This is a genomic window from Mycobacterium sp. IS-1742, assembly GCF_001500125.1.
Classification (GTDB): domain Bacteria; phylum Actinomycetota; class Actinomycetes; order Mycobacteriales; family Mycobacteriaceae; genus Mycobacterium.
Genome location: NZ_LQIV01000003.1, coordinates 87849 through 110333 on the forward strand (window position 1 = coordinate 87849; position 22485 = coordinate 110333).

The following is a 22485-nucleotide window of genomic DNA, read 5'->3' on the forward strand; positions in this document are numbered from 1 at the left end:
GACACCCGCGCCGTAGGATCGAGGCATGTCCACGCACAGGGCAGCACGATCGCCGCTCGTGCTCGATATCTCGCGCCTGGGCCGGCGGCCCGGCTCGATGATGACCTTTCACGAGACCGTCCCGAGCCCGTCACGGATCGGGCTCGACCTGATCGGCATCGCCGAGGGCGCCCCGCTGACACTCGACCTACAGGTCCAGTCGGTGTCCGAAGGCGCGCTGGTCACCGGCACGGTGGCGGCGCCGACCACCGGTGAGTGCGCGCGGTGCCTGACCTCGCTGACCGGTGAGGTCGAGATCGAGCTGACCGAGTTGTACGCCTACCCCGACAGCACCACCGACGCCACCACCGAGGAGGACGAGGTGGCCCGCGTCGGCGCCAACGGGGTGCCCGACACGATCGATCTCGAACAGCCGATCATCGACGCGGTCGGACTCGCGCTGCCGTTCGCTCCGCTGTGCGGCCCCGACTGCGCGGGACTGTGCGCCGAATGCGGCATCGCGCTGGCCACCGCCGAACCGGGACACCACCACGACACGATCGACCCACGCTGGGCGAAGCTCGCCGGGTTGCTGGATCGAGACGAGAAGTGACGCTGGACCGTTCGCCGTTGCTGCTGGCGCTCGGCGTGGCCCTGCCCGACGAACTTCTCACCGTGGCTCTGACCCACCGCAGCTACTCCTACGAGCACGGTGGCCTGCCCACCAACGAACGGCTGGAATTCCTGGGCGACGCGGTCCTCGGGCTGACCATCACCGAGGAGCTCTTCCACCGTCACCCCGACCGCTCCGAAGGGGACCTGGCCAAGCTGCGGGCCAGCATCGTCAACACCCAGGCTCTCGCCGACGTCGGACGCGGGCTGTCCGACAAGGGCCTGGGCGCCTACCTGCTGCTCGGTAAGGGCGAGGAGAACTCCGGCGGCGCGGACAAGTCCAGCATCCTGGCCGACGGGGTCGAATCCCTGCTCGGCGCAATCTATGTCGAGCACGGACAGGCCGTCGCGCGCGAGGTGATCCTGCGGCTGTTCGCCGGACTGCTGGAGACCGCGCCGACGCTGGGCGCGGGTCTGGACTGGAAGAGCAGCCTGCAGGAGCTGACCGCCGCGCGCGGACTCGGCGCACCGTCGTACGTCGTGTCCTCGACCGGGCCCGACCACGACAAGGAGTTCACCGCCGCGGTGCTGGTCACCGACATCGAGTACGGCAAGGGCGTGGGCCGCACCAAGAAGGAAGCCGAGCTCAAGGCCGCCGCGGCGGCGTGGACCGCGCTGTCCGCCCCCGACGTCGGCGCCTAGCCGTCCATGCCCGAACTGCCCGAGGTCGAGGTCGTCCGGCGGGGTCTGGACGCCCACGTCACCGGTAAGACGATCGCCGCGGTGCGGGTGCACCATCCGCGGGCGGTGCGCCGCCACGAGGCGGGACCCGCCGATCTGACCGCCCGGTTGCTCGGCACGCGCATCACCGGGACCGGGCGGCGGGGCAAGTACCTGTGGCTGACCCTCTCGGACGGCTCCGCACTGGTGGTGCACCTCGGGATGAGCGGGCAGATGCTGCTCGGGCCGATCCGGAAGGCCGATCACCTGCGGATCGCGGCGCTGCTCGACGACGGGACCGCGCTGAGCTTCGTCGACCAGCGCACGTTCGGTGGCTGGCTGCTCGCCGACCTGGTCACCGTCGACGGCACCGACGTCCCGGTGCCGGTAGCGCATGTCGCGCGGGATCCGCTCGACCCCTTCTTCGACCGCGATGCTGTTGTGAAGGTGTTGCGCGGCAAGCATTCCGAGATCAAGCGACAGTTGCTCGACCAGACCGTCGTGTCGGGGATCGGCAACATCTACGCCGACGAGGCGCTGTGGCGGGCCAAGGTCAACGGGGCCCGGTTGGCCTCGGCGCTGACCCGGCCCAAGCTCGCCGAACTGCTCGACGCGGCGGCCGAGGTGATGACCGAGGCGCTGGGCCAGGGTGGCACGTCGTTCGACTCGCTCTATGTCAACGTCAACGGCGAATCCGGATACTTCGACCGGTCGCTGGACGCCTACGGCCGCGAGGGTGAGCCGTGCCGGCGCTGCGGGGCGATCATGCGGCGCGAGAAGTTCATGAACCGCTCGTCGTTCTACTGCCCACGCTGCCAGCCACGCCCGCGGATCCGGCGCGCCTGACCCTCCGCGCGCGAAACAGCATTCCCTGCTGCCAATGCACCCACTTGACGACAGGGAATGCTGTTTCGCGAGCCGGTCGGCGAAGATGGGGGCCATGACGGATCTGTGGGTGGAGCGCACCGGGGTGCGCCGCTATACGGGGCGCAGCTCACGAGGCGCGCAGGTGTTGGTCGGCTCCGAGGACGTCGAGGGGGTGTTCACCCCGGGCGAACTGATGAAGATCGCGCTGGCGGCCTGCAGCGGGATGAGCAGCGACCAACCGCTGCGCCGCCGCCTCGGCGACGACTATCGGGCGACTATCCGTGTCTCCGGGCCCGCCGACCGCGAGCAGGAACGCTATCCGTTGCTCGAGGAGTCGCTGGAGATCGACCTCTCCGGCCTGTCCGAGGCCGAGGTGGCCCGCCTGCTGACCGTCGTGGAACGTGCCGTCGACCACGTGTGCACGGTCGGGCGCACGCTCAAGTCGGGCACCAAGGTCACCTTCGAGGTCGAGAATGTCGGCCGGGCCTGACCACGTCCGCCTGACGGCCTGGGTGCACGGCCGCGTGCAGGGCGTGGGTTTCCGCTGGTGGACGCGCTCCCGGGCGCTCGAACTGGGGTTGAGCGGATTCGCCGCCAACAAACCGGACGGCCGGGTGCAGGTGGTCGCGCAGGGCCCGCGCGCGGACTGCGAACGCCTGCTCGGCCTGCTCGAGGGCGGGGAGACGCCGGGGCGGGTCGACAAGGTCATCGCCGACTGGTCGGACGCGCGCGAGCGCATCACCGGATTCGACGAGCGCTAGGTAGTCTGGCACGTCATGCATCTGAAGAGTCTGACGCTCAAGGGCTTCAAGTCCTTCGCGGCGCCGACGACTCTGCGGTTCGAGCCGGGCATCACCTGTGTGGTCGGCCCCAACGGGTCGGGTAAGTCGAACGTCGTCGACGCGCTGACCTGGGTGATGGGCGAACACAGCGCAAAGACGCTGCGCGGCGGCAAGATGGAGGACGTCATTTTCGCCGGCACGTCGTCGCGGGCGCCGTTGGGCCGCGCCGAGGTCACCGTCACGATCGACAACTCCGACAACGCCCTGCCGATCGAGTACTCCGAGGTGTCCATCACCCGCCGGATGTTCCGCGACGGCGGCAGCGAGTACGAGATCAACGGCAGCCACTGCCGCCTGATGGACGTCCAGGAACTGCTCAGCGACTCCGGCATCGGCCGCGAGATGCACGTCATCGTCGGGCAGGGCAAACTCTCCGAGATCCTCGAATCCCGCCCGGAGGACCGCCGCGCCTTCATCGAGGAGGCCGCCGGTGTCCTCAAACACCGCAAGCGCAAGGAAAAGGCGGTCCGCAAGCTCGACTCCATGCAGGCCAACCTGGCCCGGCTCACCGATCTGACCACCGAACTGCGCCGCCAGCTCAAACCCCTCGGCCGCCAGGCCGAGATGGCGCGGCGGGCCCAGACCATCCAGGCCGATCTGCGCGACGCCCGTCTGCGGTTGGCCGCCGACGATCTGGTGACCCGGCGTTCGGAGTTCGACAGCACCCACGAGACCGAGACCATGCTGCGCCGCGAGCACGACGAGATCACCACGCGACTCGAGGCCGCCACCGTCGAACTCGACGGTCACGAGGTCGCGGTGGCCGAGCTGACCGAACGCGCCGAACTCGCCCAGCAGACGTGGTTCCGGCTCTCGGCCCTGGCCGAGCGGGTCAGCGCCACCGTCCGGATCGCCGACGAGCGGACCCAGCTGCTCGACGCCGAACCGGAGCCGTCGACCGGCCGCGATCCGGAGGAACTGGAGGCCGAGGCCGACCACATGGCGGCCCACGAGGCCGAACTGCTGGACGAACTGGCCGAGTCGCGCGCGGTGCTGGAGGCGACCCGCGAGGAGCTGGCCGACCGGGAGCGCGTCGCCGCGGAGGCCGAACGCGCGCACATGGCCGCCGCCAGGGCCGAGGCGGACCGTCGCGAGGGCCTGGCGCGGCTGGCCGGTCAGGTCGACACCATGCGGACCCGGGTGGAGTCGATCGACGAGACCGTGGCGCGGTTGACGGTCGGCATCGAGGAGGCCGCCGCCAAAGCCGAGGCCGCGCAGGCCGAGTTCGAGACCGTGCAGTCCCGCGTCGGCGAACTCGACGAGGGGGAGGTCGGGCTCGACGAGCACCACGATCGGACGGTGGCGGCGCTGCGCCAAGCCGACGAGCGGGTGGCCGAGCTGCAGACCGCCGAACGCGCCGCCGAACGACAGGTGGCCTCGCTGCGGGCGCGCATCGACGCCCTGGCCGTCGGCCTCGACCGACGCGACGGGGCGGCCTGGTTGCAGCAGAACCACGGTGGCGCAGGCCTTTTCGGCTCGGTCGCCGAGCTGGTCAAGGTGCGCGCGGGTCATGAGGTGGCCGTGGCGGCGGTGCTCGGTGCAGCCGCCGACGCGCTGGCCGCGGAGAATTCCGGCGCGGCGCGTGCGGCGGTCGCCGCGCTCAAGGAATCCGACGGCGGACGGGCCGCGATCGTCCTGGGCGACTGGCCGGAGCCGCCCGCCGACGAGTTGCCCGGATTGCCGGCCGGAGCGGTGTGGGCCACCGATGTGGTCGACGTCCCGCCGCGGTTGCGCGGTGCGGTGACCGCGATGCTGTCGGGCGTCGCGATCGTCGGCGACCTCGCCGCGGCCCTCGACGTGGTGGCGGGCCGGCCGCGGATGCGCGCGGTGACCGCCGACGGCGACCTGGTGGGGGCGGGCTGGATCAGCGGCGGATCGGACCGCAAACCCAGCACGCTGGAGATCGCGTCGGAGATCGACAAGGCCCGCGCCGACCTCGAGGCCGCCGAGAGGCAGGTCGGGGAACTGGCCGCCGCGCTGTCCGGGGCGCTGACCGAACAGCGCGCCCGTCAGGACGCCGCCGAACACGCACTGGCCGCGCTCAACGAGTCCGACGCCGCCATCTCGTCCATCTACGAGCAACTCGGCCGGCTCGGTCAGGACGCCCGCGCGGCCGCCGACGAATATCGGCGGTTGATCCGGCAGCGCGACGAACTTGAGGCGGGCCGCACCCGCACGGTCGAGGAACTCACCGAGCTCGAGACCCGGCTGCACAATGCGCAGCAGGCGCCGATGTTCGACGCCGAGCCCGTCGACCGGCAGGCCTCGGTCGCCGCGGCCGAGGCCGCGCGCGCCGCCGAGGTCGAGGCGCGGCTGTCGGTGCGCACCGCCGAGGAACGCGCCAATGCCGTTCGCGGACGGGCGGATTCGCTGCGCCGTGCAGCGGCCTCGGAACGCGAGGCGCGGCTGAGGGCGCAACGCGCGAAACAGGCCCGCGAGCACGCGGCGGCCGTTGCGGGCGCGGTCGCCGAGTCCGGCAGACAGGTCGCCGCACGCCTCGGTGCGGTCGTCGCCGCGGCGTCGCGCAACCGCGACACGCTGGCCGCCGAACGCCAGCAGCGGGCGGCCGCGCTGGGCAGGGCGCGCGAGGAGGTCGGCGAACTCGGTGCCCGCCTGACCGCGCTGACCGACGCGCTGCACCGCGACGAGGTGGCCAAGGCGCAGGCCGCGTTGCGCATCGAACAACTCGAGGCGACCGTGCTCGAACAGTTCGGGATGGCGCCCGCCGACCTGATCGCCGAGTACGGCCCGCACGTGGCGCTGCCGCCGACCGAGCTGGAGATGGCCGAGTACGAACAGGCCAAGGAGCGCGGCGAGCAGGTGGTCACCCCGGCGCCGATGCCCTACGACCGGGGCACCCAGGAGCGTCGCGCCAAGCTCGCGGAGAAGGAGCTCAAGGAGCTCGGCCGGGTCAACCCCCTCGCGTTGGAGGAGTTCGCGGCGCTGGAGGAGCGCTACAACTTCCTGTCCACCCAGCTCGAGGACGTCAAGGCCGCCCGCAAGGATCTGCTCGACGTGATCGCCGACGTCGACGACCGCATCCTGCAGGTGTTCACCGAGGCCTACGCCGACGTCGAGCGCGAGTTCACCCAGGTGTTCGCCACCCTGTTCCCGGGTGGCGAGGGCAGGCTGCTGCTGACCGACCCCGGCGACATGCTGACCACCGGCATCGAGGTCGAGGCGCGGCCGCCGGGGAAGAAGATCAAACGGCTGTCGCTGCTGTCGGGCGGGGAGAAATCGCTGACCGCGGTGGCCATGCTGGTGGCGATCTTCCGGGCCCGCCCGTCGCCGTTCTACGTGATGGACGAGGTGGAGGCCGCACTCGACGACGTCAACCTACGGCGGCTGATCAGCCTGTTCGAGCAGCTGCGCGAACGGTCCCAGCTCATCGTCATCACGCACCAGAAGGCGACGATGGAGGTCGCCGACGCGCTCTACGGCGTCACGATGCAGGGCGACGGCATCACGCAGGTGATCTCGCAGCGGCTGCGCGGCCAGGAACTGGTCGGCACGCAGTCGTAGCCGCGAATGTGCACTCACTGCGAGAATTCGGCTGTTTTCTCGCACTCAGTTCACGTTCGGCGCGACTGATCCGCGGGATGCACGCCGACGCGGCGCAACGCGGTCAGATCCGCCGCGCCGCAGCCGTGCAGGCACACCCGCAGTTCGTCGATGAAACCCCGCAGCCACGCCACCACCGCGTCGGCCGATTCGATGGCGGGCGCGAGCAGCGGCCGCGCGACGGCCACCACGTCGGCGCCCATCGCCAGCGCCTTGGCGGCGTCCATCCCGGTGCGGATGCCGCCGGAGGCGACCAGCGCCACGTCGGGCAGGGTGCGGCGTACCTCGAGCAGCGCCTGCGCGGTCGGGATGCCCCATTCGGCCAGTGCGGGGGAGCGGATCTCGCCGTAGCGGACCAGCTGCTCGACCCGCGCCCACGACGTGCCGCCCGCCCCGGCCACGTCGACGGCGGCCAGCGCGCTGCCTGCCAACTCCGCGGCGACGGCGGCGCCGATCCCGTGGCCGACCTCTTTGAGCATCACCGGCTGCCGCAGCGTGGCCGCGAGGGCGCGCAACCGGTCGATCGACCCGGTGAAGTCGGTGTCGCCGTCGCGCTGCATGGCCTCCTGCAGGGGGTTGGTGTGCACGGCCAGCGCGTCGGCGCCCACCCGTTCGAGCGCCGCTTCGAGCGCGGGCAGCACGGGTTCGGACAGCTGCGCCAGGCCCACGTTGCCGATCAGGAGCACATCCGGGGCGATGTCGCGGACGGCGAAACTCCGCGCGACCGCGTCGTTGCCGAACATGATGCGCTGGGACCCGAGCATCATGCCGACGCCGAGGCGCTGTGCGGCGGCCGCGAGGTTGCGGTTGATGGTGCCGGACAGTCCGGCGCCGCCGGTCATCGCGCCGATCAGCACCGGCGCGGCCAGCGGTTTACCGAGGAAGGTGGTGTCGAGCCGCACCCGGCAGAGCGAGGTCTGGGTCAGCGCGTTGTACGGCAGCCGGTAATGCTCCAGCCCCGTGGTGACGGTCTCGTACTCCACCGGCCCGTCCAGGCACACGTCGATGTGGCGGCGCTTGCGGGTCTCCATCCCGATCGCGCTGCCGCTTCGGCTGCTGTGAGGCCGCAACGTCACCGGTTACCGACCCTGAGACAATGGCCGGGTGACCCTGGATCTCTCGCTGGCTGTGTGGATCGCAATCGCGGTCATCGCCGTTCTTCTCGTCGTTGCGCTCGTCGTCGGCCTGGTCCGGTACCGGCGTAGGCGGATCAGGCTCTCGAAATCCGACACTGCCACACCGATCGACCGCTCCGGCGGATACACGGCCAGTTCCGGCATCACGTTCACACAATCGTCAGCGACCGCAACGCCGCCGGTGGCGCCGCCGGTCCGCCCGAAGGACCGCATCGACACCAGCGGCCTGCCCGCCGTCGGCGACGACGCCACGATCCCTCGCGACGCTCCCAAACGTCCGATCGCCGACGTGCGGCTCCCGGAGCCGCCGGTCGAGGCCGCCCCACCGCGCGCGCCCGAGAAACCCGTCGCCGAACCGGCGCCCGAACCCGAGCCCGAACCGGCGCCGGAGCCTCTACCCGAGCCCGAACCGGAGCCCGCCGAGGTCATCGCCCCCACCCACGGGCGCCTCGACCGCCTGCGGGGCCGCCTGGCGAAGTCGCAGAACGCGCTGGGCCGCAGCATGCTGGGCCTGCTCGGCGGCGGCGACCTCGACGAGGAGTCGTGGGAGGAGATCGAGGACACCCTGCTGATCGCCGATCTCGGCCCGGTCGTCACCGAATCGGTGGTCGGCGCGCTGCGCACCCGGATGGCCAGTGAATCGGTGCGCACCGAGGCCGACGCCCGCGCGGTGCTGCGCGACGTCCTCGTCTCCGAACTGCACCCCGAGATGGACCGGTCCATCCGCGCGCTGCCGCACGCCGACAAACCGTCGGTGCTGCTGGTCGTCGGCGTCAACGGCACCGGCAAGACCACCACGGTGGGCAAACTCGCCCGCGTGCTGGTCGCCGACGGGCGCCGCGTCGTCCTCGGCGCCGCCGACACCTTCCGGGCCGCGGCGGCCGATCAGTTGCAGACCTGGGCCTCGCGCGTCGGCGCGGAGGTCGTGCGCGGACCGGAAGGCGCCGATCCCGCATCGGTGGCCTTCGACGCGGTGTCCAAGGGCATCGAGAACGGCGCCGACGTCGTCGCCATCGACACCGCGGGCCGGCTGCACACCAAGACCGGGCTGATGGACGAACTGGGCAAGGTCAAGCGGGTGGTCGAGAAGCGCGCCGCGGTGGACGAGGTGCTGCTGGTGCTCGACGCGACGATCGGTCAGAACAGCCTGCCGCAGGCGCGGGTCTTCGCCGAGGTGGTCAAGATCACCGGTGTGGTGCTGACCAAACTCGACGGCACCGCCAAGGGCGGCATCGTCTTCCGGGTGCAGCAGGAACTCGGCGTCCCGGTCAAGCTCGTCGGCCTCGGGGAGGGGCCCGACGATCTCGCACCGTTCGAACCCGGCGCATTCGTCGACGCGCTGCTGGGCTGAGACCGGCGGACGGCGAATCGACCGCATGTGACGGTCGGAAACATGAGCGTAACCAGGCGGGTCGCTGCGTTCACATGTCAGAAACGCTCACGCATCACCAGCGAAACGCGCGCACAAGAGTCTTCTCGGGAGGCCGATCCGTCGGCGCATTTCCCAAGGAGGTTCACACAAAGTGGTCTTAGCCTTACCGGACGAAGCGTTCGCCGCCTTCAACAGCGGCGACACCGCCTGGGTGCTCGCCAGCGCCGCCCTGGTGCTGTTGATGACACCCGCTCTCGCGTTCTTCTACGGCGGCCTGTCCCGCCAGAAGTCCGTCCTCAACATGATGATGATGTCCTTCGGGGCGCTGGGCGTCGTGAGCGTGATCTACGTGCTCTGGGGCTACTCGATGTCGTTCGCGTCGGCGCACACCGGTGAGAACGACATCCTGGGCATCTTCGACAACCCGTTTGCGCTGTTCGGGTTGAGCCCGCTGTTGGAGTCGCGCGAGATCGGTGGCGAGGAGCTGTACCCGATCGGTGGTTTCGGTTCGGTGCCCGCGATCGTCTGGGTCGCCTTCCAGTTGACCTTCGCGGTGATCACCGTCGCGCTGATCAGCGGCGCGGTGGCCGAGCGCATGAAGTTCGCCACCTGGCTGGTGTTCGGCGGCATCTGGGTGACGCTGGTGTACTTCCCGCTGGCGCACATGGTTTGGGGCGGCGGCCTGCTCTCGGGCGACGAAAACGGTTTCGCCTCTTGGCTTTTCGGCTACAACGCCGATGAGGGCGCGGCCAACGTCCCGCCGATCGACTTCGCCGGCGGCACAGTGGTCCACATCAACGCCGGTATGGCGGCCCTGGTGCTGGCCCTGCTGATCGGTAAGCGCGCCGGCTTCGGCCGGACCCCGTTCCGTCCGCACAACATCCCGTTCGTGATGCTCGGCGCCGCACTGCTGTGGTTCGGCTGGTTCGGCTTCAACGTCGGATCCGAAGGCGCCGCCGACGCGCTCGCCGGTCTGGTCTGGGTGAACACCACCGCCGCCACCGCCGCGGCGATGCTGGGCTGGCTCGCGGTGGAGCGCATCCGCGACGGCCACGCCACCAGCGTCGGCGCCGCATCGGGCATCGTGGCCGGCCTGGTCGCGATCACCCCCGCCTGTGGATCGCTCTCGCCGATCGGCTCGCTGATCCTCGGCGCCATCGCGGGCATCCTGTCGGCTCTGGCCATCGGCCTCAAGTACAAGTTCGGCTACGACGATTCGCTCGACGTGGTCGGTGTGCACCTGGTGGCGGGCCTGTGGGGCACCGTGGGCATCGGCTTCCTGGCCACCGAGACGGGCCTGTTCTACGGCGGTGGGATCCAGCAACTGGTGGTGCAGGTCGTGATCGCTCTGGTAGCAGTGGTCTTTACGGGCGTGATGACAGTCATCATCGCCTTCATCGTCAAGCCGCTGGGTTGGCGTGTGACAAAGGAAGACGAGGACACCGGCATCGATGAGACCGAGCATGCGGAAACGGCTTATGAACTCGTCTGATCGGCAACAATTTTCTTGGAAGGGACCGACGAAATGAAGCTGATCACTGCGATCGTCAAGCCGTTCACGCTCGAAGACGTCAAGACCGGGCTCGAGCAGACGGGCATCCTCGGGATGACCGTCAGCGAGGTCCAGGGTTACGGCCGGCAGAAGGGCCACACCGAGGTGTACCGCGGGGCCGAGTACTCCGTGGATTTCGTGCCGAAGGTGCGGGTCGAGGTGATCGTCGACGATTCGGCGGTCGACAAGGTCGTGGATGTCATCGTCCAGGCCGCCCGCACCGGCAAGATCGGTGACGGGAAGGTCTGGGTGAGCCCGGTCGACACCGTCGTCCGGGTGCGCACCGGCGAGCGGGGGGCCGACGCCCTCTGAGCGACGAGGGGGTCGTCTCCCGGGTCAACACCGTCACCGTTCACTGGTCCGGGGGAGGACTTCCGATATGACACAAGGCAGACAACACGATCCCGCCGCCGGCGCCCCCAGATGGACGGCGCCGGCGGCGGGCTCGTTGCGCCCCGCCACCGATCTGGTCAAGGCGACACAGCAGCTGCTCACCGGCGGGCCGCGTCCCCTCGACACCGCCGCACTGCGCGACGCTCTGCTCGATCTGCACGAATTCTGGCTCGGCACAAAGGCGAACGAGATCGGGATCACCGCGACCAGTGGGTTCGCGATCGTCGCGACGGGCGGGCTCGGCCGCGGTGAGCTGTTGCCCTATTCGGATCTCGATCTGATGCTGCTGCACGACAACATGCCCGCCGACGTGGTCAGCCAGGTCGCCGAGCTGTTGTGGTACCCGTTGTGGGACGCCAACATTCGGCTCGACCACAGCGTGCGGACGGTGCCCGAGGCGCTGAAGGTCGCCGGCGAGGACATCTCAGCGGGGCTGGCGATGCTCGAGGTGCGCCACATCGCCGGGGACGCGGACCTGTCGAACCTGCTCGTGGGCGGGGCGCGCAGGCAGTGGCGCACCGGCATCGCGCCGCGGTTCGCCGACCTCGTCGAGCACACCCAGGCGCGCTGGCACCGCAGCGGTGAGATCGCCCACCGGGCCGAGCCCGATCTCAAATCCGGCCGGGGCGGGCTGCGTGACGTGCAGCTGCTCAACGCGCTGGCGATCGCACAGTTGGCCGACGTGTATCCCAGCCCGGCGCTCGCGTCGCCGACGGGCACGCTCGGCGGGGCGCACCTGGCGCTGCTCAACGTGCGCACCGAACTCCACCGCGTGTCGGGCCGCGGCCGCGATCTGCTGCTGGCGCAGTACGCCGACGAGATCGGCGCCGCGCTGCGCATCGGTGACCGGTTCGATCTGGCCCGCATGCTCTCCGACGCCGCGCGGACCATCAGCTACTACGTCGACGCCGGTCTCCGCACCGCCGCCAACGCGCTGCCGCGCCGCGGTTTCGCCGCGCTGCGCCGGCCGGTGCGGCGCCCGCTCGACGAGGGCGTCGTGGAATACGCGGGTGAGGTCATCCTCGCCCGCGACGCCCGTCCCGAGCGCGACCCCGGACTGATTCTGCGGGTGGCGGCGGCGTCGGCGACCACGGGCCTGCCGATGGCGGTGTCGACCCTGAGCCGGCTCGCCGAGACCGCACCCGAACTGCGCACACCGTGGCCGCGAGAGGCGCTCAAGGATCTGCTCGTGATGCTGGGCGTGGGTCCGGCGGTGGTGTCGACCATCGAGGCGCTGGATCGCACCGGGCTGTGGGGCCGGCTCTTCCCCGAATGGGGTGCGGTGCGCGACCTGCCGCCGCGCGACGTCGTGCACATCTGGACCGTCGACCGTCACTCGGTGGAAACCGTCTCGCGGGCAAGCGCATTCACCACCCGGGTCTCGCGACCGGACCTCCTGGTGCTCGGGGCCCTGTGCCACGACATCGGCAAGGGCCGCGGCGGGGACCACAGCGTGATCGGCGCCGAGCTCGCCGATCAGATCGGCACCCGGCTGGGGTTGTGGCCGTCGGACATCGAACTGCTGTCGAAGATGGTGCGCTACCACCTGCTGCTGCCGGACACCGCGACGCGCCGCGACCTCCAGGACCCCAAGACCATCGACGCGGTGGTGCACAAACTCGGCGGCGACCTGGTGCTGCTGGAACTGCTGCACACGCTGGCCGAGGCGGACTCGCTGGCCACCGGCCCGGGGGTGTGGGGCGACTGGAAGGCCTCGCTGATCGGTGACCTGGTGCGGCGGTGCCGGCTGGTGATGGCGGGCGAACCGCTGCCGCATCCGGACCCGATCGACCCCCGCCACCTCGACCTGGCCGGTGCGGTCGGGGTTCACGTCGAGCTCACCCCCACCGACAGTCCCCACATCCACCAGGTGACGATGATCGCCCCGGACCGGCGCGGGCTGCTGTCCAAGGCCGCGGGCGTGCTCGCGCTGAACTCGCTGCGTGTGCACTCCGCCTCGGTGAACAGCCACCAGGGTTCGGCGATCAACACCTTCGTGGTCTCACCGCATTTCGGCGCACCGCCCGCGGCCGGGCTGCTGCGCCAGCAGTTCATGCTCGCCCTCGACGGTGAACTCGACGTGCTCGCGGCGCTCGAGCGGCGCGAACGCGAGGCCGCCCAGTACGGCACGTCACGAGCCGGGGAGATCCTCGCCGCGGTGCCGGCCAACCACGTCCCGGCCCCACCGCGCGTCCTGTGGTCGAGCGGCGCGTCGCCGAGCGAAGTCGTCGTGCAGATCCGCACCGTCGACCGCGCCGGTCTGCTGGCGCGGTTGACCGCGGTGTTCGAACGCGACGGGGTGGACATCGCCTGGGCGAAGGTCACCACGCTCGGGTCGTCGGTGGTCGACGTGTTCGGCATCGCCGTGCCCGCCCTGGCCACCGGTACCGACGCCGACCGCCAGACCATCCGCGCCGAGCTGGAACGCGACCTCTACGCGGTGCTGCCCACCCCGCCACCACCGCCGAAGCCGGCCGAACAGGCGAGCTGAGCGGGTCCGGCGCCCCGAGCGCCGCCCGGTGGGGAAGCAGACCTCGACCGTTAAGGTGGACACCGTGTTCGAATCCTTGTCCGACCGGTTGACCGGTGCCCTGCAGGGGCTGCGCAACAAAGGCCGGTTGACCGACGCCGACATCGACGCGACCGCCCGGGAGATCCGGTTGGCGCTGCTGGAGGCCGACGTCTCGCTGCCGGTGGTGCGCGCGTTCGTCGCGCGCATCAAGGAACGCGCCAAGGGTGCCGAGGTGTCGGCCGCCCTGAACCCCGCCCAGCAGGTCGTCAAGATCGTCAACGAGGAGTTGATCGGCATCCTCGGCGGGGAGACCCGCCCGCTGGCGTACGCGAAGACCCCGCCGACGGTCATCATGCTCGCCGGCCTGCAGGGTTCCGGTAAGACGACGCTGGCCGGAAAGCTCGCCAAGTGGCTGCGCGGGCAGGGCCACACCCCGCTGCTGGTCGCCTGCGACCTGCAGCGTCCCGGCGCCGTGAACCAGTTGCAGATCGTCGGTGAGCGCGCGGGCGTGTCGGTGTTCGCGCCGCACCCCGGCACCGCGCCCGGCGCGCCGGAGGTGAAGGGCACCGCCGACCCGGTCGCGGTGGCCGCCGCCGGTCTCGCCGAGGCCAGGGCCAAGCACTTCGACGTGGTGATCGTCGACACCGCGGGCCGGCTCGGCATCGACGAGGAGCTGATGGGTCAGGCCGCCGCGATCCGCGCCGCCGTCGACCCCGACGAGGTGCTGTTCGTCCTCGACGCGATGATCGGCCAGGACGCGGTCACCACCGCCGAGGCGTTCCGCGAGGGCGTCGGGTTCACCGGCGTCGTGCTGACCAAACTCGACGGCGACGCCCGCGGAGGTGCCGCGCTGTCGGTCCGCGAGGTCACCGGCGTGCCGATCCTGTTCGCCTCGGCCGGGGAGAAGCTCGAGGACTTCGACGTCTTCCACCCCGACCGGATGGCCAGCCGGATCCTCGGCATGGGCGATGTGCTGACCCTCATCGAGCAGGCCGAACAGCATTTCGACGCGGCGCAGGCCGAGGCCACCGCGGCCAAGATCGGCAGTGGCGAGCTCACCCTCGAGGACTTCCTCGAGCAGATGCTGGCGATCCGCAAGATGGGCCCGATCGGCAACCTGCTCGGCATGCTCCCCGGCGCCGGTCAGATGAAGGACGCGCTGGCCGCCGTCGACGACAGCCAACTCGACCGGGTGCAGGCCATCATCCGCGGCATGACACCGGCCGAACGTGCCGATCCGAAGATCATCAACGCCTCCCGCCGGCTCCGGATCGCCAACGGCTCCGGCGTGACGGTGTCCGAGGTCAACCAGCTCGTCGACCGGTTCTTCGAGGCCCGCAAGATGATGTCGCAGATGGCAGGCCAGATGGGGATGCCGTTTGGGCGCGGCAAGAACACCCGTAAGGCCGCGAAGGGCAAGAACAAGCAGAAGGGGAAGAAGGGCCGGGGTCCGACTCCGCCGAAGAACCGCAACCCGCTCGGCGCGGGCATGCCCGGAATGCCCGCCGGGTTTCCCGACCTGTCGAACATGCCGAAGGGTCTCGACGAGCTGCCGCCCGGTCTGGCCGACTTCGACCTGAGCAAGCTGAAGTTCCCCAAGAACTGATGCGCCCGCTCCACGTGCGCGGCCGCGGCCTGCCCGACGAGCAGCCGGTCGAGTGGTGGATCGTCGACGGTCTCCTGCGGGCGGAACCCGTCGCCGACGCGGACACCGTCTGGGCCGATGGCTGGATCGTGCCCGGCCTGGTCGACGCGCACTGCCACGTCGGGCTCGGGCCGGTGCCCGGAGGTGCGGTCGGCATCGAGGAGGCGGCCGCGCAGGCAGAGACCGAACGCGGCGTCGGCGCGCTGCTGCTGCGCGACTGCGGTTCGCCCACCGACACCCGCAGCCTCGACGAGCGCGACGACCTGCCCCGGATCATCCGCGCCGGGCGCCACGTGGCCAGGCCCAAGCGCTACATCGCCGGTTACGCCGTCGACGTCGAGGACGAGACGCACCTGCCCGCGATCGTCGCCGAGCAGGCGCGCCGCGGCGACGGTTGGGTGAAACTCGTCGGCGACTGGATCGACCGCTCGATCGGCGATCTGGCGCCGCTGTGGGACGACGAGATCCTCAAGCAGGCAATCGACGCCGCCCACGCCAACGGCGCCCGGGTGACCGCGCACGTCTTCGGCGAGGATGCGCTGCCCGGGCTGATCGGCGCCGGGATCGACTGCATCGAACACGGCACCGGCCTCACCGACGACACCATCGAGATGATGGTCGAACGCGGTACGACGCTCGTGCCGACCCTGATCAACCTCGAGAACTTCCCCGGCATCGCCGATTCGGCGGCCAAGTACCCGACCTACGCCGCCCACATGCGCGACCTCTACCGGCGCAGCTACGCGCGGGTGGCCGCAGCGCGCGAAGCGGGTGTGCCCATCTACGCGGGCACCGACGCAGGCAGCACCATCGCCCACGGCCGCATCGGTGACGAGATCGACGCCCTGCGCGGGATCGGGATGAGCGCGACCGATGCGCTCGGTGCGGCGTGCTGGGACGCGCGCACCTGGCTGGGCCGGCCGGCTCTCGTCGACGGCGCGCCGGCCGATCTGGTCTGCTACGCCGACGATCCGCGCCGCGGCGCCGCCGTCGTCAACAACCCCGCCGTGGTGATCCTCGGGGGCCGGGTCTTCTAGCGTTCGGCCGCAGCTCAGGGCTGGCTGAAGCCCCAGTCGAACAGTCCGATCGCCTGACCGTAGAGATCGCCGGTGCCGTACATCTGCACCACGACCAGCCGGCGGTTACCGCGTTGTGCCGCACCGAGATACGTCTTCCGGGCGAGGTTCGTGAAGCCTGTCTTGCCTGCGATGTCGCCGGGGTAGCGGCTGAGCAACTCGTTCTGGTTGGTCAGCGTCCTGCCCGGGAACGACGCGGACGGGGACCGCATGATCTGTGCGATCAACGGATATCTCAAGGCGGCCCGCAACATCACGGCCAGGTCATGCGGTGTGGTGATCGACTCCCAGCCGGGTCCGTCGAGTCCGGACGGCGACGAGGCCCTGGTCGCCTTCGCACCCACCAGAGCGGCCTTACGGTTCATCGCCGCGACCGCGGCACGCTGGCCGCCCAGCATGTCGGCGAGCATGTTGGCCGCATCGTTGCCCGACACCATGAGCAGCGCCGCCAGCAACTGGCGGGTGGTGTAGGCCTGGCCGGGTTCGAGTCCGACACAGGAACATTCGACCTGGGTGTGCGACGCGTTGGCCCGCGCGAAGTTGTCCGGTGAGAGATGGTCGAGCACCACCATGGCGAGCAGCACCTTGATCGTGCTCGCGGGGGCGTGCGGTTCATAGGGATTGCGGCTGGCCAGGACCCGGCCCGAGTCGAGGTCCGCGAGCAGCCATGCCTGTGCAGGGCCCTCGGGCAGGGTGACGGCACCGGCCGGTTGCGGCTGGGCCACGGCGGGCGATCCCGTGACCACGCCGACCGACGACATCGTCATCACGAGCGCGCATCCCGCGATGAGCGTCCGCGACCACCACCGCGAACGCGAACAGGCCACGGCGCCAGAGCCTAACGGCGCTCACGCCTCGGATCGGTCTCGAAACCGTTGCGATGCAATGACACTGTGTTTCGGTCGGCCGCTACAGGGATCCGACACTCGCGCCGCGGTCCAGCCCGAAACCCCAGTCGAGCAGGCCGGCCGCCTGATCCCAGTAGGTGGGGCCACCCTCCTTGACCAGCCCGTGCATGAGCACGACGACCAGCCGTCGGCCGTCACGCTGCGCCGCGCCCACGAACGTCTTGCGCGCGATGTCGGTGAACCCGGTTTTGCCACCGATGGCGCCGGGGTAGCGGCGCAGCAGCTCGTTCTGGTTGACCAGGACGGCGTCGCCGGACTTCGTCGGGAACACCGTCGAGGGCATGGCGGTGATCTGCGCGAACACCGGATAGGTCATCGCCCCGCGGAAGATCACGGCCAGATCGTGGGGTGTGGACCAGAACGGCATCCCCGGCCCGTCCAGTCCCGACGGGGTCGCGACGTTGGTGCCGTAGGCGCCGAGCAGGGCGGCTTTGCCGTTCATCTTCGCCACGGCGGCGTCCATACCGCCGAGCATGCGGGCCAGCGTGTTGGCGGCGTCGTTGCCCGACACCAGCAGCAGGGCCTCGAGCAGCTGACGGGCGGTGTACTCGCGGCCCGGCTCCACCCCGGCGCAGTTGCACTCCACCCGCGTGTCCGCCTCGTCGGCGACGATCGTCGTGTCCAGCGGCACCTCGTCGAGCACCACCTGGGCGAGCAGCGTCTTGATCGTGCTCGCGGGGGCGTAGCGGGTGTTGTCGTTGCGGCCGGCCAGCACCTGCCCGGTGTCCATGTCCGCGACGATCCACGCCTCGGCCGGACCGGCGGGAATCGGGACCGACCCCGCCGGCTGGATGTCGATGTCGGCGGTCGCGGCGGGTGCGGCGACGAAGCCCAGCGCGGCGAGCAGGATTGCGAGAACAGTGACGAGCCTCCCCATGGCGGGTGAGCCTAATCGTGTTCAATCGATCCATGTTGAGCCTGGCGGAAATCTCGGACCGGCTGGAGATCCAGCAGTTGATGGTCGACTACTCCTCGGCGATCGACCAGCGCCGGTTCGACGACCTCGACCGGGTGTTCACCCCGGACGCCTACATCGACTACCGCGCCACGGGCGGGGTGGACGGTCCGTACCCGGAGGTCAAGAAGTGGTTGGCCGAGGTGCTGCCCAACTTCCCGGCCTATTCGCACCTGGTCGGCAACTTCGACGTCCGGGTGTCCGGTGACACGGCGACCTCGCGCACGATCTGCTTCAACCCGATGGTGATGGGCGGCGATCCCGGCGCCGGAGCCGCGCAGGTCTACTTCGTCGGCATCTGGTACGTCGACGAGTTCGCCCGCACCGCCGACGGCTGGCGGATGACCCGCCGCGTCGAGGAGAGGTGTTTCGACAAGCTGGTGTGAGCTTCGGCGGCAGGTCAGGCCGGGCGTTGGGCGGTGATCGTGTGGCGGGGGAGGCGGCCGTCGGCCCGGCTCTGCACGCTCACGGTCAACCCCGCCCGTTCGAGGGCGGCGACGATGTCGTCCACCGGACGCAGCCGGAAGCCGTACGGCGTGACGGGCAGCCGGCGCATCGCCTCCGGATCGCCCACGCCGATGACGGCGCGGCCGCCGGGCCGCAGGGTCCGCGCCAACTCGGCGCACACGGCGTCCAGATCGTCGACGAAGTACACGGTGTTGACGGTGATCGCCGCGTCGAGCGTGGCGTCATCGAGCGGTAGCGCAGTGAGCGAACCCTGTGCGAGCCGCAGCCGGCCGCTGTCGATGTCGCGGCGGAACTGCCGCCGGGCCCGGTCGAGCATGTCGTCGGAGAGCTCCACCCCGTGGACCGTGCCGCCGGTGCCCACCGCGTCGACGAGCAGCCGCAGTCCCGCGCCGCCCCCGAATCCGATGTCGGCGGCGACGCCGCCGGCCGGCACCTGCGCGGCGGCCACCGCCGTCGCGATGGCCTGGCCGTTACCGCGGTTCAGGGCACCGGCGACGACCCCGCCGAGGCGTCCGTGCGGGCGGCCCAGCTGTTCGGCCATGCTGGTGAGCAGTTTTTGACGTAGTGGCATGGCTCCAGTGTGCCCGGCCGAAGCGATTTCCGGCCGGACCCGCCGGTCTGGCACAATGGTCCGCTGTCCGCCCGCGACTCCGGCCGCGCGGTGGTCACACACGCGAGGCAAAACCGGATCGGGCAAACCCGCCCGCATCGCTGAATTGCAGCGTGGCAACGCACGAGGAGTGTCGCAACACCCATGGCTGTCAAGATCAAGCTGACCCGTCTGGGCAAGATCCGCAACCCCCAGTACCGCATCGTCGTCGCCGACGCGCGCACCCGCCGCGACGGCCGTTCCATCGAGGTCATCGGCCGGTACCACCCCAAGGAGGAGCCGAGCCTGATCGAGGTCGACTCCGAGCGCGCCCAGTACTGGCTCGGCGTCGGCGAGCAGCCCACCGAACCGGTGCTGCAGCTGCTGAAGATCACCGGCGACTGGCAGAAGTTCAAGGGTCTGCCGGGCGCGGAGGGCACGCTGAAGGTCAAGGAGCCCAAGCCCAGCAAGCTCGACCTGTTCAACGCCGCCCTGGCCGAGGCCGAGGGCGGGCCGAGCACCGAGGCCACCCAGCCGAAGAAGAAGAAGGCGCCCGCGGCCAAGAAGGCGGCCTCCGACATCGAGGCGACCGCCGATCCGGCCGGCAACGCCGACAAGTCCGAGCCCGCCGCTGAGGGCGAGGACGCCACAATCGCCGGCGCCACTGAGAGCTGAGCGGCGCCGTGAGCTCAGTCGTCGTCGACGCTGTCGAACACCTCGTCCGCGGGATCGTCGACAATCCCGACGATGTGCGGGTCGACATGGTGACCAACCGGCGCGGCCGGACGGTCGAGGTGCATGTGCACCCCGACGATCTCGGCAAGGTCATCGGTCGCGGCGGTCGCACTGCGACGGCGCTGCGCACCCTGGTCGCCGGTATCGGCGGGCGGGGCATCCGCGTCGACGTGGTGGACACCGACCAGTAGCGAACGACCACCGTTCATGGACCTCGTAGTCGGCCGGGTCGCCAAGGCGCACGGCGTCACCGGTGAACTGGTGGTCGAGGTCCGCACCGACGATCCCGACGCCCGCTTCGTGCCCGGCGCAGCATTGCGCGGGCGCGCCCCCCGGGGTGGCGCCGAGCGCCGTTACGTCGTCGAATCCGTTCGGCCGCACGGCGGTCGGCTGCTGGTGCGCCTCGACGGCGTGGACGTCGGGGCCGCCGCCGACGCGTTGCGGGGAACGGTGTTCCTGGTCGACAGCGACGACCTGCCGCCGATCGAGGACCCCGACGAGTACTACGACCACCAACTCGAGGGGCTGCGCGTGCGCACGGTCGACGGCGTGCAGGTCGGAACGGTGGCCGAGGTCTTGCACACCGCCGCAGGCGAACTGCTGTCGGTGAAGACTCCCGAGGGCGCCGAGGTGCTCGTGCCGTTCGTCACGGCCATCGTGCCCCGGGTGTTGCTGGCCGACGGTCTGGTGGAGATCGATCCGCCCGAGGGTCTGCTGGATCCGGAGTAGAGGGTGCGCAGCCGTGCGAATTGATGTGATCACCATCTTCCCGCGCTACCTCGACCCTCTCCGGGAGTCGTTGCCCGGCAAGGCGATCGACTCCGGACGTATCCAGCTCGGCGTCCACGACCTTCGCGCCTGGACCCATGACGTGCACCGTTCGGTCGACGATGCGCCCTACGGCGGCGGTCCCGGCATGGTGATGAAGGCGCCGGTCTGGGGTGCGGCGCTCGACGACGTCTGCACCGACGACACGCTGCTCGTGGTGCCGACCCCGGCGGGGCGGCTGTTCGACCAGGCCACCGCCCAGCGGTGGAGCGCCGAACGCCACCTGGTGTTCGCCTGCGGACGCTACGAGGGCATTGATCAGCGGGTCGTCGACGACGCCGCCCGGCGGATGCGCGTGGCGGAGGTCTCCATCGGCGATTACGTGCTCAACGGCGGCGAGTCCGCGACGCTGGTGATGGTCGAGGCCGTCGTGCGGTTGCTGCCCGAGGTGCTGGGCAACCCCGCCTCCCATGCCGACGACTCGCACTCCGCGGGTCTGCTCGAAGGGCCCAGTTACACGCGGCCGCCCAGTTGGCGGGGACTCGACGTCCCCGCGGTGCTGCTGTCCGGCAATCACGCCAGAGTCGCGGCGTGGAGGCACGAGCAGGCGCTCGCCCGGACCCGGGAAAGGCGCCCGGACCTGTTGGGCGACAACTAGATCCGGCCGTCCGGGAACATGGTCTCGACGGCCCGGGTGATGGTGGCTCGGGCCTCGGCGGCACCGGCCGGCTGGTCGGAGCCGATCACCATGATGTAGCGGCGGTCCGCACCGATGACGCCGGTCGACAGGTGCATCCAGTCCGACCCGATGCAGCACATCCAGCCCTGCTTGACCGCGACCGGCACCGCGTAGAGGCCTTCGGGGATCCCGAAGCGCTGCGGGTACACCCCACCGGGCTGGGTGCCGTCGACGCCGTTCGGTGTCGAGGCGGCGAGGTTGTCCACGATCAGGTCCGCCTTGTCACGGGGCAGACCACCCGCGCCGGAGAGCAGCATGTCGTAGTAGCGCACCAGGTCGGCCGCGGTGCTGATGGTGTTCCACCAGCGGCCGTCGCCGGGCGGACGGGTGCCGGTGAGGCCGTAGCGCTTCACGACCCGCTTGATGATCGCGCTGCCCCCGCCCCGGTTCCAGAAGACCTCGGCCGCGCTGTCGTCGGACGACCGCAGCATCGACCGGAAGTTCTCGACGTCCTCGGGTGACAACGGTTCACCACCGAGCAACAGGTCGTCGGCGATGAAGAGTTTCACCACCGACGCGATCGCGATCCCGCGGCCGTTGCCGTTGGACACGACCTGGCCGGTGTTGCGGTCCTTGATCAGGACGGTGACGTCGGCACCCGCATCGGCGGCCTGATCGGTGGCCCGCCGCACCCGGTCCTCGAGCCCGGTGAACGACGCGGCGGGCTGGTCGGGTGATGCCTCGGGCAGCGGCGCCATGGCGCCGTGGGGTGCGACGACGGTGAGGTGCGGACCGTCGGGGTGGGGCGGTGTGCCGTACACCCGCGCCTCACACCCCGAGACGGCCACTGCCACGGCCATGCCTGCCGCGGTGGCCGTCAACAGCACCGACGGCCGTCGCATGGGTCTCCTTCTCGATGACTGGGGGCGCCTCTGGCGGGGAATCGTCTCGGCGCACCGGGTGCGGCGAACAACTGATCCAAGCCTAACGTGTACCCGTGGCGTCGCTGATCAGCGCCGGCCGCGGCAGAGCGCCGCGCGAGGCGGCGATTTCACTGGACCGGTGCCCGTCTGGCACAATTGAGCAGTTGTCCGCGCAGGACGTGGGGTGCGCCCC

The 22485-nt window shown here is 70.5% G+C and carries 22 protein-coding genes; 17 read left to right on the forward strand and 5 right to left on the reverse strand.

Features of this window, described 5'->3' with window-relative positions; all coding sequences use genetic code 11:
• The first annotated feature begins 25 nt into the window (after positions 1–25).
• The 6 genes from AU196_RS03275 (at position 26) to smc (ending at position 6542) form a co-directional block, all read left to right on the forward strand.
• Positions 26–592, forward strand: a complete 567-nt coding sequence (locus AU196_RS03275; protein ID WP_059093656.1) for a YceD family protein — start codon at positions 26–28, stop codon at positions 590–592.
• Entirely contained in the window at positions 589–1293 is a 705-nt protein-coding gene (gene rnc / locus AU196_RS03280) for a ribonuclease III (RefSeq protein ID WP_059093657.1), read from the forward strand. Before AU196_RS03275 ends, rnc begins: the two co-directional genes overlap by 4 nt.
• 6 nt (positions 1294–1299) lie before the next feature.
• A complete protein-coding gene (mutM, locus tag AU196_RS03285) occupies positions 1300–2157 on the forward strand; it encodes a bifunctional DNA-formamidopyrimidine glycosylase/DNA-(apurinic or apyrimidinic site) lyase (RefSeq protein WP_059093658.1) in 858 nt (285 codons plus the stop codon).
• Between the two features lie 94 nt (positions 2158–2251).
• Positions 2252–2668, forward strand: coding sequence for an OsmC family protein (locus tag AU196_RS03290; RefSeq protein ID WP_059093659.1), 417 nt, complete (start codon positions 2252–2254; stop codon positions 2666–2668).
• A complete protein-coding gene (locus AU196_RS03295) occupies positions 2652–2939 on the forward strand; it encodes an acylphosphatase (RefSeq protein WP_059093660.1) in 288 nt (95 codons plus the stop codon). Before AU196_RS03290 ends, AU196_RS03295 begins: the two co-directional genes overlap by 17 nt.
• Before the next feature lie 15 nt (positions 2940–2954).
• Positions 2955–6542, forward strand: a complete 3588-nt coding sequence (smc, locus tag AU196_RS03300; RefSeq protein ID WP_059093661.1) for a chromosome segregation protein SMC — start codon at positions 2955–2957, stop codon at positions 6540–6542.
• Between the two features lie 50 nt (positions 6543–6592).
• On the opposite strand, the gene fni is transcribed toward smc, so the two are convergent.
• Positions 6593–7612: a type 2 isopentenyl-diphosphate Delta-isomerase gene (gene fni / locus AU196_RS03305; protein ID WP_197415695.1), complete on the reverse strand. Its 1020-nt coding sequence runs from the start codon at positions 7610–7612 to the stop codon at positions 6593–6595.
• Between the two features lie 91 nt (positions 7613–7703).
• On the opposite strand from fni, the gene ftsY reads away from it, so the two are divergent.
• From ftsY to AU196_RS03335, 6 genes are all read left to right on the forward strand, one after another.
• Positions 7704–9068 (forward strand): signal recognition particle-docking protein FtsY, encoded by a 1365-nt coding sequence (gene ftsY / locus AU196_RS03310; protein ID WP_502687205.1) that lies wholly within the window; start codon positions 7704–7706, stop codon positions 9066–9068.
• Between the two features lie 172 nt (positions 9069–9240).
• Positions 9241–10581, forward strand: coding sequence for an ammonium transporter (locus tag AU196_RS03315; protein ID WP_059093664.1), 1341 nt, complete (start codon positions 9241–9243; stop codon positions 10579–10581).
• Between the two features lie 33 nt (positions 10582–10614).
• On the forward strand, positions 10615–10953 hold the full coding sequence (locus AU196_RS03320) for a P-II family nitrogen regulator (RefSeq protein ID WP_011559357.1): 339 nt from the start codon (positions 10615–10617) through the stop codon (positions 10951–10953).
• 67 nt (positions 10954–11020) lie between these two features.
• Complete coding sequence (locus AU196_RS03325; RefSeq protein WP_059093665.1) at positions 11021–13525, forward strand: [protein-PII] uridylyltransferase; 2505 nt, start codon at positions 11021–11023, stop codon at positions 13523–13525.
• A 64-nt stretch (positions 13526–13589) separates the two neighbouring features.
• A complete protein-coding gene (ffh, locus tag AU196_RS03330) occupies positions 13590–15152 on the forward strand; it encodes a signal recognition particle protein (protein ID WP_059093725.1) in 1563 nt (520 codons plus the stop codon).
• Complete coding sequence (locus AU196_RS03335; protein ID WP_059093666.1) at positions 15152–16228, forward strand: amidohydrolase family protein; 1077 nt, start codon at positions 15152–15154, stop codon at positions 16226–16228. The genes ffh and AU196_RS03335 overlap by 1 nt, the downstream gene beginning before the upstream one ends.
• A gap of 14 nt (positions 16229–16242) precedes the next feature.
• Here the strand turns inward: AU196_RS03335 and AU196_RS03340 are convergent, their stop codons facing one another.
• Both AU196_RS03340 and AU196_RS03345 read right to left on the reverse strand, forming a co-directional pair.
• On the reverse strand, positions 16243–17034 hold the full coding sequence (locus AU196_RS03340) for a D-alanyl-D-alanine carboxypeptidase family protein (protein WP_059093726.1): 792 nt from the start codon (positions 17032–17034) through the stop codon (positions 16243–16245).
• Positions 17035–17176: 142 nt separating this feature from the next.
• A complete protein-coding gene (locus AU196_RS03345; protein WP_059093667.1) occupies positions 17177–18052 on the reverse strand; it encodes a D-alanyl-D-alanine carboxypeptidase family protein in 876 nt (291 codons plus the stop codon).
• A 32-nt stretch (positions 18053–18084) separates the two neighbouring features.
• Between AU196_RS03345 and AU196_RS03350 the strand changes: the two genes are divergently transcribed.
• Positions 18085–18516, forward strand: coding sequence for a nuclear transport factor 2 family protein (locus AU196_RS03350; RefSeq protein WP_197415690.1), 432 nt, complete (start codon positions 18085–18087; stop codon positions 18514–18516).
• Positions 18517–18530: 14 nt separating this feature from the next.
• Here AU196_RS03350 and AU196_RS03355 read toward each other — a convergent pair whose 3' ends face one another.
• Positions 18531–19169, reverse strand: coding sequence for a class I SAM-dependent methyltransferase (locus AU196_RS03355; RefSeq protein ID WP_059093669.1), 639 nt, complete (start codon positions 19167–19169; stop codon positions 18531–18533).
• 183 nt (positions 19170–19352) lie between these two features.
• On the opposite strand from AU196_RS03355, the gene rpsP reads away from it, so the two are divergent.
• Genes rpsP through trmD form a run of 4 tightly spaced genes read left to right on the forward strand, consistent with a single transcriptional unit; the run spans position 19353 to position 21348 of the window.
• Complete coding sequence (gene rpsP, locus AU196_RS03360) at positions 19353–19862, forward strand: 30S ribosomal protein S16 (RefSeq protein ID WP_059093670.1); 510 nt, start codon at positions 19353–19355, stop codon at positions 19860–19862.
• Positions 19863–19870: 8 nt separating this feature from the next.
• Positions 19871–20113: an RNA-binding protein gene (locus AU196_RS03365; RefSeq protein WP_003928628.1), complete on the forward strand. Its 243-nt coding sequence runs from the start codon at positions 19871–19873 to the stop codon at positions 20111–20113.
• Between the two features lie 16 nt (positions 20114–20129).
• On the forward strand, positions 20130–20651 hold the full coding sequence (gene rimM, locus AU196_RS03370) for a ribosome maturation factor RimM (RefSeq protein WP_059093671.1): 522 nt from the start codon (positions 20130–20132) through the stop codon (positions 20649–20651).
• A 13-nt stretch (positions 20652–20664) separates the two neighbouring features.
• Positions 20665–21348 (forward strand): tRNA (guanosine(37)-N1)-methyltransferase TrmD, encoded by a 684-nt coding sequence (gene trmD / locus AU196_RS03375; protein WP_059093672.1) that lies wholly within the window; start codon positions 20665–20667, stop codon positions 21346–21348.
• On the opposite strand, the gene AU196_RS03380 is transcribed toward trmD, so the two are convergent.
• Complete coding sequence (locus AU196_RS03380) at positions 21345–22271, reverse strand: serine hydrolase (protein ID WP_059093673.1); 927 nt, start codon at positions 22269–22271, stop codon at positions 21345–21347. The two genes, trmD and AU196_RS03380, sit on opposite strands and share 4 nt — an antisense overlap.
• Between the last annotated feature and the right edge of the window lie 214 nt (positions 22272–22485).